Source organism: Streptomyces sp. NPDC051921 (genome assembly GCF_040680975.1).
Lineage (GTDB): Bacteria > Actinomycetota > Actinomycetes > Streptomycetales > Streptomycetaceae > Streptomyces.
Window position 1 is genome coordinate 31,539 of record NZ_JBFAXU010000024.1, and the last position, 13,672, is coordinate 45,210.

Here is a 13,672-nt window from a genome sequence, read left to right on the forward strand (position 1 = left end):
CCTCAAAAGGGACCCTTCCGGCCTGTAAGGAGAGCGCGTGCTCACTGTCGGTGACAAGTTCCCCACCTACGACCTGACCGCCTGCGTGTCGCTGGAGAGCGGCAAGGAGTTCGCGCAGATCGACCACAAGTCCTACGAGGGCAAGTGGCGCGTGGTGTTCTTCTGGCCGAAGGACTTCACCTTCGTCTGCCCGACCGAGATCGCGGCGTTCGGCAAGCTGAACGACGAGTTCGCCGACCGCGACGCCCAGATCCTCGGCGTCTCCGGCGACTCCGAGTTCGTCCACCACGCCTGGCGCAAGGACCACGCCGACCTGCGTGACCTGCCCTTCCCGATGCTCGCCGACTCGAAGCACGAGCTCATGCGCGACTGCGGCGTCGAGGGTGCGGACGGCTTCGCCCAGCGCGCCGTCTTCGTCGTGGACCCGAACAACGAGATCCAGTTCGTCATGGTGACCGCCGGCTCCGTCGGCCGTAACCCCAAGGAGGTCCTGCGGGTCCTGGACGCCCTGCAGACCGACGAGCTGTGCCCCTGCAACTGGAACAAGGGCGAGGACACCCTCGACGCCGCCGCGCTCCTGGCCGGTGAGTGAGCATGGCGCTCGATGAGCTGAAGGCCGCCGTACCGGACTTCGCCAAGGACCTGAAGCTGAACCTCGGTTCGGTGATCGGCAACAGCGAGCTCCCGCAGCAGCAGCTGTGGGGCACGGTGCTGGCCTGCGCCATCGCCTCCCGCTCGCCGAAGGTCCTCAAGGAGCTGGAGCCCGAGGCCCAGGCCAACCTGAAGCCCGAGGCGTACCAGGCTGCGAAGTCGGCCGCCGCGATCATGGCGATGAACAACGTCTTCTACCGGACCCGGCACCTGCTGTCGGACCCCGAGTACGGGACGATGCGCGCCGGTCTGCGGATGAACGTCATCGGCAACCCGGGCGTCGAGAAGGTCGACTTCGAGCTGTGGTCGCTGGCCGTGTCCGCGATCAACGGCTGCGGCCAGTGCCTGGACTCGCACGAGCAGGTGCTGCGCAAGGCCGGTGTCGACCGCGAGACGATCCAGGAGGCCGTGAAGATCGCCTCGGTCATCCAGGCGGTCGGCGTGACGCTCGACGCCGAGGCCGTCCTCGCCGAGTAGCACCCGCCGTACATACGGCAGACCGAAGGCCCCGGGGTTGCGAGAACCCCGGGGCCTTCGCGCCATCCGCTCACTTCCTGAGCGCGTCCATCAGCTGCCGCATGTCCTCGACGAGATAGGTCTGCAGGGCGACCGGGTCCAGATCCGGGGACTCCACGTACCGGTTCTTCTTCTCGTCCCAGATCTCCGGCATGACGGTCAGGGAGACCTCGGCCTGCCCGTCCACGACCCTCACCCAGACGCCTCCGCCGCTGATCTGGCCCACGTAGGCGAACTCCGCCAATCCGCCTATCCGGTCGCCCAGCTCGCTGATCTGCGGATCGGCCATCCGGGCCTCGAACTCGGGGCCGGGGTCGGTGACCCGGTGCAGGGAGTAGTCGACGCTGGCGCTGTAGCGTGCGCTCCCCTTCGCCAGGCTCACGCTGCACCCCCACTGGAAGAGTGCGGGCTCGTCCACCTTCAGCGGCTCGTTCATGGACGGCCCCTTGGGCCCGATCGCGGCGGTCAGCCCGTCGAACCGGCCCACCTGGCAGGGGTCGCGGTCGGTGCGGTAGCCGCGCAGGTCGGGGCCCGCGCTGTCGTACGCGTAGAGCCCGCCGGCCCACACGGCCGAGGCGAGCGCCGCGCCGCCGAGCGCCCACAGCCACGGGCGGCGGGCACGCGGGGTGACCGGCTGCGGACCGGGCGCGGGCTGCGGCCACGGCGGCTCCGCCCACACCTGCTGCGGCGGGGGGCCGGCGCCGGGACCGTCCGGGCCGCTGACCAGCTCGGGCTCGGAGATCACGCGCGGCCTCCCGGAACCCGGTCGGCCGAGCCGGGCGCCGGGGTCGGCGCCACCTCGTGGGCGGTCGCCCCTCTGGGCTCGGGGGCGGCGCGCAGGGCCTGTTCGGTGCTGTACGCGCGGAGGTAGCCGACCACCGTGTTGGCGACGGCGACCAGCGGGACGGCGACGACGGCGCCGCCGATGCCGGCGGTCAGACCGCCGGCCGCGACCGCCAGGACCACCGCGAGGGGGTGCACCCGCACGGCCCGCCCGAGGATGAACGGCTGCAGCACATGGCCCTCGATCTGCTGCACGGCGAGCACGACCACGAGCACCATGAGGGCGGTGAACACCCCGTTGGTCACGAGCGCGACGACGCACGCGAGGGCGCCGGAGACGACGGCGCCGACGAGCGGGATGAACGCGAAGAGGAAGATGAACACGGCGAGCGGCACGGCCATCGGCACGTCGAGGAACCACAGGCCGAGGCCGATGAAGACGGCGTCGATCAGGGCGACGAGCACCGTGCCGCGGACGTACGCGGTCAGGGTGCGCCAGGCCCGGGGGCCGGCGCCCGCGACACCGGGCCGCGCCTGGGCGGGCACCAGCTTGAGCGTCCACTCCCAGACCTTCTTCCCGTCGTAGAGCAGGAAGAGGGTGGAGAACATGGCGAGCAGGATGCCGGTCATCGCCTCGACGACCACGGTCACGCCCTGGAGTCCGGCGGAGGTGATCTGCTCGGCGTTGGCGCCGATGGTGTCGCTGAGGTTCTTGGCGATGTCGTTGATCTGCTGCTCGGTGACGTGGAACGGGCTGTCGAGCAGCCAGCGCTTGAGCTCCTCGATGCCGTCCTTGACCCGGTCGGACAGGTTGTCGATGTTGTCCATCACCTGCCAGACCACGAACCAGCCGACCAGTCCCATGATCACGAAGCCGGTGACCGCGGTGACGGCGGTGGCGAGCCCGCGCGGCAGGCCCTTCCGGCGCAGCAGGGCCACGGTGGGCTGGAGCAGGGCGGTGATGAGGAGCGCGGCGACGAAGGCGAGGACGACCAGCTGCACGGAGCTGATCACCTTCATGAGCACCCAGACGGTGCCGGCGAGGACGAGCAGGCGCCAGCTCGCCTCGGCGGCGACCCGCATGCCCCAGGGAATGGCGGCCACGGGGTCGGGGCGGGCGGCGACGGCGGGCGCGTAGGCGGGCGGCGCCGGCACCGAGGCGGCGGCCACCGGGGGTTCGGCGGCGGGTTCCGCGACGGTCGGCCGCGGCGCGGGGTCCGGGTCGGCGGCGGGTTCCGCGACCGGCGCCGGGGCCGGGGCGGCGGCCGGGGTGGCCTGGGCGGCCGGTGCGGCCGGGGTGGCCTGGGCGGCCGGTGCGGCCGGGGTGGCCTGGGCGGTCGCGAGGGCGGGCACGGGTTCCGGGACGGCGTGCGGCGGCGCGCCGACGGCGGTGGCGGTGGCGCGCTCGGTCTCCGCCCGCCGCTCGTCCAGGCGTTCGCCCATGCGGCTCAGGCCGTCGCCCACGCGGCGCAGCCATCCTGGCAGTCTCGACATGCTCTTCCCTCTCCCCCCTCGGATCCCTGAACCTACACCCCTGCACGGGCGAAGCCCCTCACCGAAGGACGGTGAGGGGCTTCGCGGGGTTGAGCGGGGGCCGGTGGGAACACCGGGCGCCGTCTCCTAGTACCAGTGGTTCGCCTGCCAGAACGACCAGGCGCCGCAGGGGCTGCCGTAGCGGCCGTTCATGTAGCTGAGACCCCACTTGATCTGGGTGGCGGGGTTCGTCCGCCAGTCCGCGCCGGCCGTGGACATCTTCGAACCGGGGAGGGCCTGGACGAGACCGTACGCGCCCGAGGAGGCGTTGGTCGCGGTGTAGTTCCAGCCGGACTCGTGGTCCACGATGTTGCTGAAGCACTGGAACTGGTCGCCGGGGATCATCTGGCGGGCGATCGCCTTGACCTCGGAGATGCTGTACGAGCCCTGGGCGGCGAAGCTCGACGCGTCACGCAGGGCGGACCGGCTGGCGCGCTCGGCCTCGGCCTCCTTGCGCTCCTTCTCCGCCTTGTCGGCCGCTTCCTTCTTGGCCTCGGCGTCCTTGGCGGCCTGGATGCGGGCGGCTTCCTCGGCGGACTTGCGCGCGACGGAGTCGGCGGCGGCCGCCTGGGCGTCGGCCTGCTCCGCGAGGGTGGCGACCTGTACCTGGGCCTGCTGGCCCGCGGGGATGTCCGCGAGCAGCGTGGCGTCGGCCGCGGTGGCCTCGAAGTTGTCGTCGGCCTGCGCGGCATTGCCCGAGGCGACGCCGACGACGGCGCCGACGGTGGTGACCGCAGTGGCCGAAGCCACCGCGAATCCCCGGACCGAGATCCGGCTCACACGGTTTCCTTCCAGCATCGCCCGCACAGGGTGACCAAGCGGGCGAAAAATCGTGCCCCTGACGCTGGTCTCCGACTACTGGGTCACAGAAGACACGGGCCCGTGGTGCTGTGGGCGGCATACGGCGAACGGCTGTTGAGTTGTGTGGTGCTACACCCCTGAGGGTGCACGTGTGCCGTATGCGGGGCCTGACGGAAGCAAGACTCTGCCGGACGGTGACGCCGCAAGGCAATTCCATGTTGCGTGTGAAAGCTCACACCGGGCCGGACGTACGGGATTTGGTCGATACGGCGGACAGCACGACGCCGCCCGGCTAAGCTCTCGCGCTTTGCCGGGCGGCGCCAACTGGGGTGCGAATCACCTCATTCGGGACAGATCACATCTGACCGTCCTCCAGCATCTCGGTCACGAGCGCCGCGATCTGCGAGCGCTCGGAGCGGGTCAACGTGACGTGCGCGAAGAGCGGATGCCCCTTCAGCTTCTCGACCACGGCGACGACTCCGTCGTACCGACCCACCCGCAGGTTGTCGCGCTGGGCGACGTCATGGGTCAGCACCACACGGGAATTCGCCCCGATCCTGGACAGAACGGTCAACAGGACGTTCCGCTCGAGGGACTGGGCCTCGTCGACGATGACGAACGCGTCGTGCAGCGAGCGGCCTCGGATGTGGGTGAGCGGCAGGACCTCCAGCATCCCGCGGCCCAGCACCTCCTCGATCACCTCGCGGCCGGCCACCGCCGAGAGCGTGTCGAAGACCGCCTGCGCCCAGGGGCTCATCTTCTCGGCCTCGGTGCCCGGCAGATAGCCGAGATCCTGCCCGCCCACCGCGTACAGCGGACGGAAGACCATCACCTTCTGGTGCTGACGGCGCTCCAGGACCGCCTCCAGGCCCGCGCACAGCGCGAGCGCCGACTTGCCGGTGCCGGCCCGGCCGCCCATGGAGACGATGCCGACGTCCGGGTCGAGCAGCAGGTCGAGCGCGATCCGCTGCTCGGCGCTGCGGCCGCGGATGCCGAAGGCCTCCCGGTCACCTCGCACCAGGCGCACGTTGCCCTCGGCCGTGATCCGGCCCAGCGCCTTGCCCCGCTCGGACTGCAGCACGAGACCGGTGTGCACCGGCAGCTCGGCCGCCTCCGGCACGTACAGCGTCTCCTGGTCGTAGAGCAGGTCGACCTGGTCGGCGGACAGCGCGACTTCGGACATCCCGGTCCAACCGGAGTCCGTGATGGCGAGCTCGGCCCGGTACTCCTCGGCGAGGAGACCGACCGAGGACGCCTTGATCCGCAGCGGCAGGTCCTTGGAGACGACGGTGACGTCGTACCCCTCCGCCTGCAGGTTGCGCGCGACCGCGAGGATGCGGGAGTCGTTGTCCCCGAGCCGGTAGCCGGCCGGGAGGACCCCGGGGTCCGAGTGGTTGAGCTCGACACGCAGGGTGCCACCCAGGTCCCCGATGGGGAGCGGGGAGTCGAGGCGTCCGTACCGGACCCGGAAGTCGTCCAGCAGGCGCAGGGCCTGCCGGGCGAAGTAACCGAGTTCGGGGTGGTGCCTCTTGGCCTCCAGCTCGGTCACCACGACGATGGGAAGCACGACTTCGTGCTCCTCGAAGCGGGACATCGCGCTGGGGTCGGCCAGCAGGACGCTGGTGTCGAGAACATAGGTGCGCCTGTCGGACAAGCGGCGCTTAGTGCTGGTCACCACGGAAGGACAGACCCCCTTCGAGGACCCCTGTGAGGTCGGGGTTGCGACGGGCCCGCTCCGGCGGAAGGGCCGCCGGAAAGGCTGCCGACGGAGCGGACGTCGCGGCGGAATGGGACCGGGCTCAGGCCACGATGCGCGGGCCGAGCGCCGGCCCTCCGCTTCGTCCGTACATGTCCTGCACGGTCGTCCTGGTGCAAAGGGCCTCCCGGGTGGCGGTCTCCGTGCCGCTCACTTCACCAGGGATATGCCCTCGAACACACGCCGTCATGCCATGGCATATGACGGCGTGTTCGTGAACAGGGGGTGACGGAAGGTGCCGATGCCGCCGAGGGGGCGTCAGTTGCCGAAGCGGCGGTGCCGGGCCGCGTAGTCGCGCAGCGCCCGCAGGAAGTCGACCTTGCGGAAGGCCGGCCAGTGCACCTCGCAGAAGTAGTACTCCGAGTGCGCGCTCTGCCACAGCATGAAACCGGACAGGCGCTGCTCGCCGCTGGTGCGGATCACCAGGTCCGGGTCGGGCTGCCCGCGGGTGTAGAGGTGCTCCGCGATGTGGTCGATGTCGACGATCTCCGCCAGCTCCTCGAAGCTGGTGCCGCGCTCCGCGTGTTCCAGGAGCAGCGAGCGGACCGCGTCCGCGATCTCCTGCCGGCCGCCGTAGCCCACGGCGACGTTCACGAGTATGCCCGTATTGTCCAGGGTGGCCTGCTCGGCCTCCTTGAGGACGGACTGGGTGCGCGCCGGCAGCAGGTCGAGGGTGCCCACGTGGTGCACCCGCCAGCGCCCGTCGGCGGCGAGCGCCCGTACGGCGTCCTCGATGATCCCGAGCAGCGGGAGGAGCTGCTCCTCGGGACGGTTCAGGTTGTCGGTGGAGAGCATCCAGAGCGTGACGACCTCGACGTCGGTCTCGGCGCACCAGCCGAGCAGCTCCTGGATCTTGTCCGCGCCGGCCTTGTGGCCCTGTTCGGGGGTGCCGCCGGAGGCCTTGGCCCAGCGCCGGTTGCCGTCGAGGATGACGCCGATGTGCTTGGGCACCTGGGCGTGGTCGAGTCGGCCTTCCACCCGGCGTGCGTAGAGCCCGTACACCAGGTCGCGCAGGTTCACTGTTCTTTACCCCTCCATGCAGTGTCGGCCCCCGAGGCCGCCACATTACTGCGGACGGGTAACCGGCTCCCAGCCCGGGACTGTCACAAGTCCGTGATAAGCAGAGATACGTGACTGATTCCCCCCTGTACCGCGCCGCCGCGGACCGCTACGACGCCATGGAGTACCGGCGCACCGGCCGCAGCGGGCTCAAGCTCCCCGCGATCTCGCTGGGCCTGTGGCACAACTTCGGCGACGACCGCACCCTCGCCTCGCAGCAGGCGATCCTGCGCCGCGCCTTCGACCTGGGCGTGACCCACTTCGACCTGGCGAACAACTACGGACCGCCGCCCGGCTCCGCCGAGCTGAACTTCGGCAAGCTCTTCGCACAGGACTTCGCGCCCTACCGGGACGAGCTGATCGTCTCGACGAAGGCCGGCTATCTGATGCACCCCGGGCCGTACGGCGAGTGGGGCTCCCGCAAGTACCTGATGTCGTCGCTCGACGCCTCGCTGAAGCGGATGGGCCTCGACCACGTCGACATCTTCTACTCGCACCGCTTCGACCCGCACACCCCGCTGGAGGAGACGATGGGGGCGCTCGCCTCCGCCGTCCAGCAGGGCAAGGCGCTGTACGTGGGCGTCTCCTCCTACACGAGCGAGCAGACCGCCGAGGCCGCGCGGATCCTGAAGGAGATGGGCGTCCCGGCCCTGATCCACCAGCCCTCGTACTCGATGATCAACCGGTGGACGGAGGAGGACAGCCTCCTCGACACGCTGGAGGCGGCCGGCATGGGCTGCATCTCCTTCGTGCCGCTGGCCCAGGGCCTGCTCACCAACAAGTACCTGAAGGGCATTCCGGAGGGCTCCCGGGCCACCCAGGGCAAGTCCCTCGACCCGGAGCTGCTGTCCGACGAGGTGCTGCGGCGGCTGCGGGGCCTCGCCGACATCGCCGAGCGGCGCGGGCAGTCCCTCGCCCAGCTGGCGCTGCGCTGGGTGCTGCGCGACGAGCGCATGACCTCCGCCCTGATCGGCGCGTCGAGCGTCGCTCAGCTGGAGGAGAACGTGGCGGCGCTCGCCGCGGCTCCGCTCACCGAGGAGGAGCTGAAGGAGATCGACTCCTTCGCCGTCGACACCGAGGGCACCAACATCTGGGCCGGCCGGGGCTGACGCGCCGACCGCGACAGGGGGAAAGGGGGCCCGCCCGTCGTCGGCGCCTCGGACCGGTGGGACGCCGGCGGACCGGGTCCGCCCGTCGCCGGCACGCCGGCCCGCCCGGGCGGGCAAAGAAAACGGGCCGGTCCGTGGGGGGGATACGGACCGGCCCGAGGGGGGGTTTCCACCATAACCCTTCATTAGTCGTGCTGCGTGCCACGTGCGCCGACCGGTCGCCCTCGGATTCGCCGGAGGCCAAGCGGGACAAGGGCTGTAGGGCCCCGTGGCGGGTTTGCGCCCGGGCGTGGCGGCGGAATCCGTACCTCCGACGGGGGACCCCTCCGTCAGGTCGCCCGGTTGACGCGGCGAGGCGGCACACGCCACCGGCCGACAGGCTCCGCGGCGTGTTCCTCGAAGCGGACGGACCCTGGCCTACAAGGCCCCTACGGTCGGCCCATGACGACCTCCCCTCCCCCGCACGTCACCTGGGCGCAGGCCGACGCGCGCCGGATCCGCCGCCAGTTCCTCGACGAGCCCGCGGACGCCTCTCCGGCCGCGGTGGCCGCCGCGATGCTCGGCGCGCACGCCCAGGTCCTGTCGGCGGCCGAGCTGTCCGTGGCGCTGCGCAGGACGGACGGGACGCGGGCCGACGTACGGGCCGCGCTGTGGCAGGACCGCGCGCTGGTCAAGACGTACGGACCGCGCGGCACCGTGCACCTGCTGGCGGCCGACGACCTGCCGATGTGGACCGGCGCGCTGTCCGCCCTCCCCGACCGGACGGGCCGGCAGCCGCCGCACGTGCGCATGACGGCCCCGCAGACGGACGAGGTCCTGGCGGCGATCGCCGACGCGCTGACGGACGCCGAGCTCACCGTGGACGAGCTGACCGACGCGATCGTGGCGCGCACCGGCCCCTGGGCCGGCGACCGGGTGATGGACGCCTTCCAGGAGAAGTGGCCCCGCTGGCGGCAGATCACGCACGTGGCCGCGCACCGGGGCGTCCTGGGCTTCGGCCGCGACCGGGGCCGCAAGGTCACGTACACGAACCCCGGGGTGCGCCCGCTGGCGGGGCCGCGGGCCCTCGGGGAGCTGGTGGAGCGCTATCTGCGCGCGTACGGGCCGGCGACCCCGGCGCACTTCGCGAAGTGGCTGGCGGCGCCGGCCGGCTGGGCGACGGAGCTGTTCGCCTCGCTGGCCGGGGCGGGGCGCGTCGAGGAGGTGTCCTTCGACGGGGCGGCGGCCTGGGTCGCCGCGGGCGACACCGGCTTCCCGGACGAGCGGCCGCCGCGCGGGGTGCGGCTGCTGCCGTACTTCGACGCCTTCGCCGTCGCGTCCCAGCCGCGCGCCCGCCTCTTCCCGGGCCGGGCCTACGAGCGGGCCCTGGCGGGCGGTCAGGCCGGGAACTTCCCGGTGCTGCTCGTCGACGGCACGGTGGCGGGCGTCTGGCACCAGCGCCGGTCCGGGAAGCGGATCGCGGTGACGGTCGAGCCGCTGCGCACGCTGTCGCCGGCCCGGCTCCGGGACCTGGCGGCGCAGGCCGAGCGGGTGGCGGCGGTCCTGGAGGGGCGGGCCGAGCTGACGGTGGGGACGGTGACGGTCGGGGCACACGCCTGACGGGCCGCCTCAGCGGCGGTCGCGGCGCAGCAGGGTGATCCCGTCGCGGCGCGCGACGAGCGTGTAGCCGTACTTCTCGACGGCCGCCGACAGCTCCGCCTGCTGCTGCTCCAGGGGGTAGGGCCAGTGTCCCCGTCGGTACGGCCAGGCCTCGGGGGCCTCCGGGTCGTGCACGATCCACTCGGCGGTGGGCCGCGGCAGGTCGGTGCGCCGGTACTCGTAGAGCCGGCCGCCGACCGGGAAGGTCGGGAAGAGCACCACCGTGCAGCGCGAAGTCAGCTGCGGGGCGAGCCGGTTGGAGGCGGCGACGGTCGCGCCGTCGGGGATCCGCGCGAGCAGCGCCCGGGCGGCGTCCAGGTGCGCGGTGGTGTGCCAGGTGGCCCGCTGGGCGAGCTGTGCCAGCGGGAAGGAGGGCAGCAGCGCGGCCGTGACCGCGAGCACGGTGGCGAGGGCGGCGCGCACGGCGCGGGGGTTGGACTCGCGGCCGAGGACGTCGAGGAGCCCGGCGAACACGACGGGCATGAGGATCGCGCTGTAGTGGAAGGCGGTGCCCCAGTGGAAGACGTTCTCGGAGGCCATGCGCCAGGCCAGGGTGGGCAGCGCGACGAGGACGAGCGGGGAGCGCAGGGCGAGCAGCGCCGACGGTGCGAGGACGAGGATCAGGGTCGTCGCCTTGGTGTCGGGGCGGAGCAGGTCGAGCGGGGCGTGCGCGAGCGCGCCGAGCAGCGAGCCGTGGGCGGCGGCTAGCTGGCCGCCGTGGGCGTAGCCGCCGGTGGGGGCGAAGGCCGGGAGCAGGACCTTGATCTCCAGGAACGAGCCGAGGAGGCCGGCGGCGAGGGTGGCGAGGCCGAGCGTGCGGGCCCGCCGGTCCGTGCGCCCCCCGCCGCCCCGGTGTGCCCGGAAGGCGATGTACCCGCCGACGGCGGCGAGGGTGAGCCCGAGGTCCTCCTTGACGAGGAGGAGCGGCGCGGCCCAGGCGACGGCGGCCGTCCAGCGGCGTCGGCCGAGCGCTTCGAGGGAGAAGGAGAGGAGGGGGACGGCGAGGGCGACCTCGTGGAAGTCGAAGGCGGCGGCGGACGCGACGCCCCAGCTCAGCCCGTAGCCGAGGGCGACGGCGTGGGCGCCGCGCGGGCCGACCGCGCGCCGTGCCCAGCGGACCAGCGGGACGGCGCCGAGCGCGAGGAGGGCGGACTGGGCCACGAGCAGGGTGAGCGGGGAGGGCCCCAGCCGGTAGAGCGGGGCGAGGGTGGCGAGCAGCGGGTGGAAGTGGTCGCCGAGGAGGTTGAAGTCCTCGCCGCGCAGCGGGACGACGGGCGCGCGGAGCTCGGCGTAGGCGCGGACGGCCTGCTCGAAGATGCCCAGGTCGTAGCCGGTGGTGCGCATGAGGAGGTGGCGCCGCACGGCGACGGTGGCGTACAGCAGGCAGAGGGCGGACGCCCAGGCCCAGGGGACGAGGGCCGGGCGGCGGTACCAGGGGGTGGTGGCGGGCGGGTCGGGGAGCGCCGCTTCACGTCGGTTCGGTGACGCTTTCTCATCGATTGTCCGCATATGGCGTGATGCTAGGCGCACCCGTTCAGGGGAGGGCGGTGAACGCGCCGAGCAGCAGGCCGAGGAGAGCGCCGACGATCATGAAGGGCCCGAAGGGGATCGCCGTGTCACGGCGCGCCCGTCGGGTGAGGACGAGCCCCAGGCCGTACAGCGCGCCGAGCAGGAACCCGGCGAACGCCCCGAGGAACAGCACGCCCCAGCCGTACCAGCCCAGCGCCGCGCCGAGCGGGACCGCGAGCTTCACGTCGCCGAGTCCCATCCCGTTCGGGTGGACGAGGAACAGGACCAGATAGCCGCCGCCGAGCGCGGCCGCCCCGAGCAGGGAGTGGATCCAGGATCCGGCCGCGTACGGCAGGCTCGCGGCGACCGCGAGCAGCAACGGCAGCGCGGCGGCGAGCGGCAGGGTCAGTCGGTCGGGCAGCCGGTGCACCCGCACGTCGACGCAGGCGAGCAGCGTGCCGAACGGCGCGGCCAGCAGCCACACGAGCAGTTCGGGCCGCGGACCGCCGGTGGCCGCCGCGAGCGCGGCGCAGGCGAGCGCGGTGAGCAGCGGCGCGGTCAGCGGCGCGGAGCTGGTCGCACACCCGGACCGCCCCGGACCGCCCAGCCAGCCGCGGGCCGGTCCCGCGAACGGATGGCCGGCCGGGCAGGCGGCCCGCCACGGCTCGTCCGGGTCGACCGACAGCCGGTACGCGGCACGGGGAACGAGCAGCCCGGCCGCCGCACCCCACAGGGCGGCGACGGTGACCAGAACCGGCAACAGGACGTCCACGGCCCGACCCTAGGGCTACCGTCTCCCCCATGGGGAGGACTTGGCATGACGGAGCAGGCCTGCTGGAGACCCCGGGCGGGGCGGTGCCGCTGGAGATCGCGGCCTCCTACCGGGCCCGGCGGCGGGGGCTGCTCGGCCGGGACGGGATCGACGGGGCCCTGCTCATCACGCCGACGAACAGCGTGCACACCTTCGGTATGCGCTTCACCATCGACGTCGCCTACCTCGACCGCTCGTGGACCGTCCTCGACGTCGTCACCATGCGGCCGGGCAGGCTCGGCATGATCCGGCCGCGCGGCCGGCACGTCCTGGAGGCGGCGGGCGGCGCGATGGCGGAGTGGGGGCTGCGGCGCGGCGTGTCCGTCACGGCGGACCCGAGCCGAGCAGCGTGAAGGCCCCGTAGGCGGCGGACGCGAGCGCGAGGCCGGCGAGCACGGGGACGGCGGTGCGGCCACGCAGCCGGGCCAGCGCCACCGCCGGCGGCAGCAGCAGCCCGAAGGCGGGCATCATCAGGCGCGGCCGGGACCCGAAGTAGGCGGCGCCGACGAGCGAGATCACGACCACGGCCACCGTGTACACGAGCAGCGGCAGCGGCTGCCGCTGCCGCACGCACAGGACGACCAGCCACCCGAGCAGCCCGAGCGCGGCGCACAGGCCGAGGGCGGCGGGCCACGGCAGTCCGGCGATGAAGCGGGCGAGGGCGACGCCGCCGTCGATGGAGTTGCCCCAGGCGGCCTGGACGTCGAAGTAGGCGGTGGCGGCGCCCTGACGGACGCCGACGTACACGATGTACGCGAGCCAGCCGAGCGGCGCCAGGAGCGCGCCCGCTGCGACGGGGGCGCGCAGCCTCCGCTCGCGCACCACGGTGACCACGGCGGTGATCCCGATCGCCGCGACCAGTGCGGCGGCGGTCGGCCGGGTCAGACCGGCGACCGCGCACAGGGCGCCCGCCAGGATCCAGCGCCCGCGCAGCACGGCGAGGAGCGACCAGGCGGCGAGGGCCGTGAACAGGGTCTCCGTGTACGCCATCGACTGCACGAACGCCGTCGGGTACACCCCCCACAGGACCGCGAGCAGCACGCCGACCCGCGGCCGGCCCGTCACCTGCGCGCCGACCGCGTGGATGCCCCAGGCGGCGGCGAGCGAGGCGGTCCAGGAGACCATCAGCCCGGCGGTGGCCGCGTCGACCGGCAGGACGGTGGACAGACCGCGTTCGAGGGCGGGGAACAGCGGGAAGAAGGCCAGGTCCGCGTGGACGCCCCCGTCGGGCAGGGTGACCTGGTAGCCGTAGCCGTGCTCGGCGATCCGGGTGTACCAGACCGCGTCCCAGCGCCCCATGAGCCGGTGCAGCCCGTCCTTGCCGGTGACCGCCGCGGCGGCAGCGAGCACCGCGAGACCGAGGACGCGGGTGGCGGCATAGGCGCCGAGGGCGGCCCAGGGCGGGGTGAACCGGGGCCGGGCGCTCCGGGGCGGGGCGACCCGGGTGGAGACGGCTCCTGGCGGGGCGGGGGTGGTGCGGGACATGCGATCGATTATCAGACGCCC

At 73.0% G+C, this 13,672-nt stretch carries 13 protein-coding genes; 5 read left to right on the top strand and 8 right to left on the bottom strand.

All coding sequences use genetic code 11. From position 1 onward, the window contains the following. The first annotated feature begins 37 nt into the window (after positions 1–37). Both AB0M16_RS28255 and AB0M16_RS28260 read left to right on the top strand, forming a co-directional pair. Positions 38–592 carry a peroxiredoxin gene (locus tag AB0M16_RS28255; RefSeq protein WP_365347769.1) on the top strand — a complete coding sequence of 185 codons (555 nt, stop codon included), beginning with the start codon at positions 38–40 and terminating at the stop codon, positions 590–592. Positions 593–594: 2 nt separating this feature from the next. After that, on the top strand, positions 595–1,128 hold the full coding sequence (locus AB0M16_RS28260) for an alkyl hydroperoxide reductase (protein WP_365347771.1): 534 nt from the start codon (positions 595–597) through the stop codon (positions 1,126–1,128). A 70-nt stretch (positions 1,129–1,198) separates the two neighbouring features. Here the strand turns inward: AB0M16_RS28260 and AB0M16_RS28265 are convergent, their stop codons facing one another. The 5 genes from AB0M16_RS28265 to AB0M16_RS28285 all read right to left on the bottom strand — a co-directional run bounded on the left by AB0M16_RS28265 (position 1,199) and on the right by AB0M16_RS28285 (position 7,060). Continuing rightward, positions 1,199–1,912 (bottom strand): hypothetical protein, encoded by a 714-nt coding sequence (locus AB0M16_RS28265; protein ID WP_365347773.1) that lies wholly within the window; start codon positions 1,910–1,912, stop codon positions 1,199–1,201. Continuing rightward, on the bottom strand, positions 1,909–3,444 hold the full coding sequence (locus AB0M16_RS28270; RefSeq protein WP_365347775.1) for an AI-2E family transporter: 1,536 nt from the start codon (positions 3,442–3,444) through the stop codon (positions 1,909–1,911). Before AB0M16_RS28270 ends, AB0M16_RS28265 begins: the two co-directional genes overlap by 4 nt. Positions 3,445–3,570: 126 nt before the next feature. Beyond that, positions 3,571–4,263 carry a transglycosylase SLT domain-containing protein gene (locus AB0M16_RS28275; RefSeq protein ID WP_365347777.1) on the bottom strand — a complete coding sequence of 231 codons (693 nt, stop codon included), beginning with the start codon at positions 4,261–4,263 and terminating at the stop codon, positions 3,571–3,573. Between the two features lie 376 nt (positions 4,264–4,639). Then, the gene (locus tag AB0M16_RS28280; RefSeq protein WP_365347779.1) at positions 4,640–5,962 is read right to left on the bottom strand and encodes a PhoH family protein; all 1,323 of its coding nucleotides are present in this window, start codon (positions 5,960–5,962) and stop codon (positions 4,640–4,642) included. A 336-nt stretch (positions 5,963–6,298) separates the two neighbouring features. Continuing rightward, positions 6,299–7,060: an isoprenyl transferase gene (locus AB0M16_RS28285; protein ID WP_365347781.1), complete on the bottom strand. Its 762-nt coding sequence runs from the start codon at positions 7,058–7,060 to the stop codon at positions 6,299–6,301. A gap of 110 nt (positions 7,061–7,170) precedes the next feature. Here AB0M16_RS28285 and mgrA point away from each other — a divergent pair, with 110 nt between their 5' ends. Together mgrA and AB0M16_RS28295 are read left to right on the top strand one after the other, a co-directional pair. Beyond that, the gene (mgrA, locus tag AB0M16_RS28290) at positions 7,171–8,208 is read left to right on the top strand and encodes an L-glyceraldehyde 3-phosphate reductase (RefSeq protein WP_365347783.1); all 1,038 of its coding nucleotides are present in this window, start codon (positions 7,171–7,173) and stop codon (positions 8,206–8,208) included. A gap of 441 nt (positions 8,209–8,649) precedes the next feature. Continuing rightward, on the top strand, positions 8,650–9,807 hold the full coding sequence (locus AB0M16_RS28295) for a winged helix DNA-binding domain-containing protein (RefSeq protein ID WP_365347785.1): 1,158 nt from the start codon (positions 8,650–8,652) through the stop codon (positions 9,805–9,807). A gap of 9 nt (positions 9,808–9,816) precedes the next feature. Here the strand turns inward: AB0M16_RS28295 and AB0M16_RS28300 are convergent, their stop codons facing one another. Both AB0M16_RS28300 and AB0M16_RS28305 read right to left on the bottom strand, forming a co-directional pair. Then, positions 9,817–11,355 carry a DUF2079 domain-containing protein gene (locus AB0M16_RS28300; RefSeq protein ID WP_365347787.1) on the bottom strand — a complete coding sequence of 513 codons (1,539 nt, stop codon included), beginning with the start codon at positions 11,353–11,355 and terminating at the stop codon, positions 9,817–9,819. Positions 11,356–11,380: 25 nt separating this feature from the next. Next, complete coding sequence (locus AB0M16_RS28305; RefSeq protein ID WP_365347994.1) at positions 11,381–12,118, bottom strand: A24 family peptidase; 738 nt, start codon at positions 12,116–12,118, stop codon at positions 11,381–11,383. Between the two features lie 38 nt (positions 12,119–12,156). Here AB0M16_RS28305 and AB0M16_RS28310 point away from each other — a divergent pair, with 38 nt between their 5' ends. Next, complete coding sequence (locus AB0M16_RS28310) at positions 12,157–12,519, top strand: DUF192 domain-containing protein (RefSeq protein ID WP_365347789.1); 363 nt, start codon at positions 12,157–12,159, stop codon at positions 12,517–12,519. Here AB0M16_RS28310 and AB0M16_RS28315 read toward each other — a convergent pair. After that, positions 12,491–13,651 (bottom strand): hypothetical protein, encoded by a 1,161-nt coding sequence (locus AB0M16_RS28315; protein ID WP_365347791.1) that lies wholly within the window; start codon positions 13,649–13,651, stop codon positions 12,491–12,493. The genes AB0M16_RS28310 and AB0M16_RS28315 overlap by 29 nt on opposite strands. Positions 13,652–13,672 lie beyond the last annotated feature (21 nt).

Coding starts and splice junctions, on each gene's coding strand:
- AB0M16_RS28310 (WP_365347789.1), top strand. CDS start 12,157: ATGGGGAGGACTTGGCATGACGGAGCAGGCCTGCTGGAGACCCCGGGC.
- AB0M16_RS28270 (WP_365347775.1), bottom strand. CDS start 3,444: ATGTCGAGACTGCCAGGATGGCTGCGCCGCGTGGGCGACGGCCTGAGC.
- AB0M16_RS28260 (WP_365347771.1), top strand. CDS start 595: ATGGCGCTCGATGAGCTGAAGGCCGCCGTACCGGACTTCGCCAAGGAC.
- AB0M16_RS28300 (WP_365347787.1), bottom strand. CDS start 11,355: ATGCGGACAATCGATGAGAAAGCGTCACCGAACCGACGTGAAGCGGCG.
- AB0M16_RS28315 (WP_365347791.1), bottom strand. CDS start 13,651: ATGTCCCGCACCACCCCCGCCCCGCCAGGAGCCGTCTCCACCCGGGTC.
- AB0M16_RS28295 (WP_365347785.1), top strand. CDS start 8,650: ATGACGACCTCCCCTCCCCCGCACGTCACCTGGGCGCAGGCCGACGCG.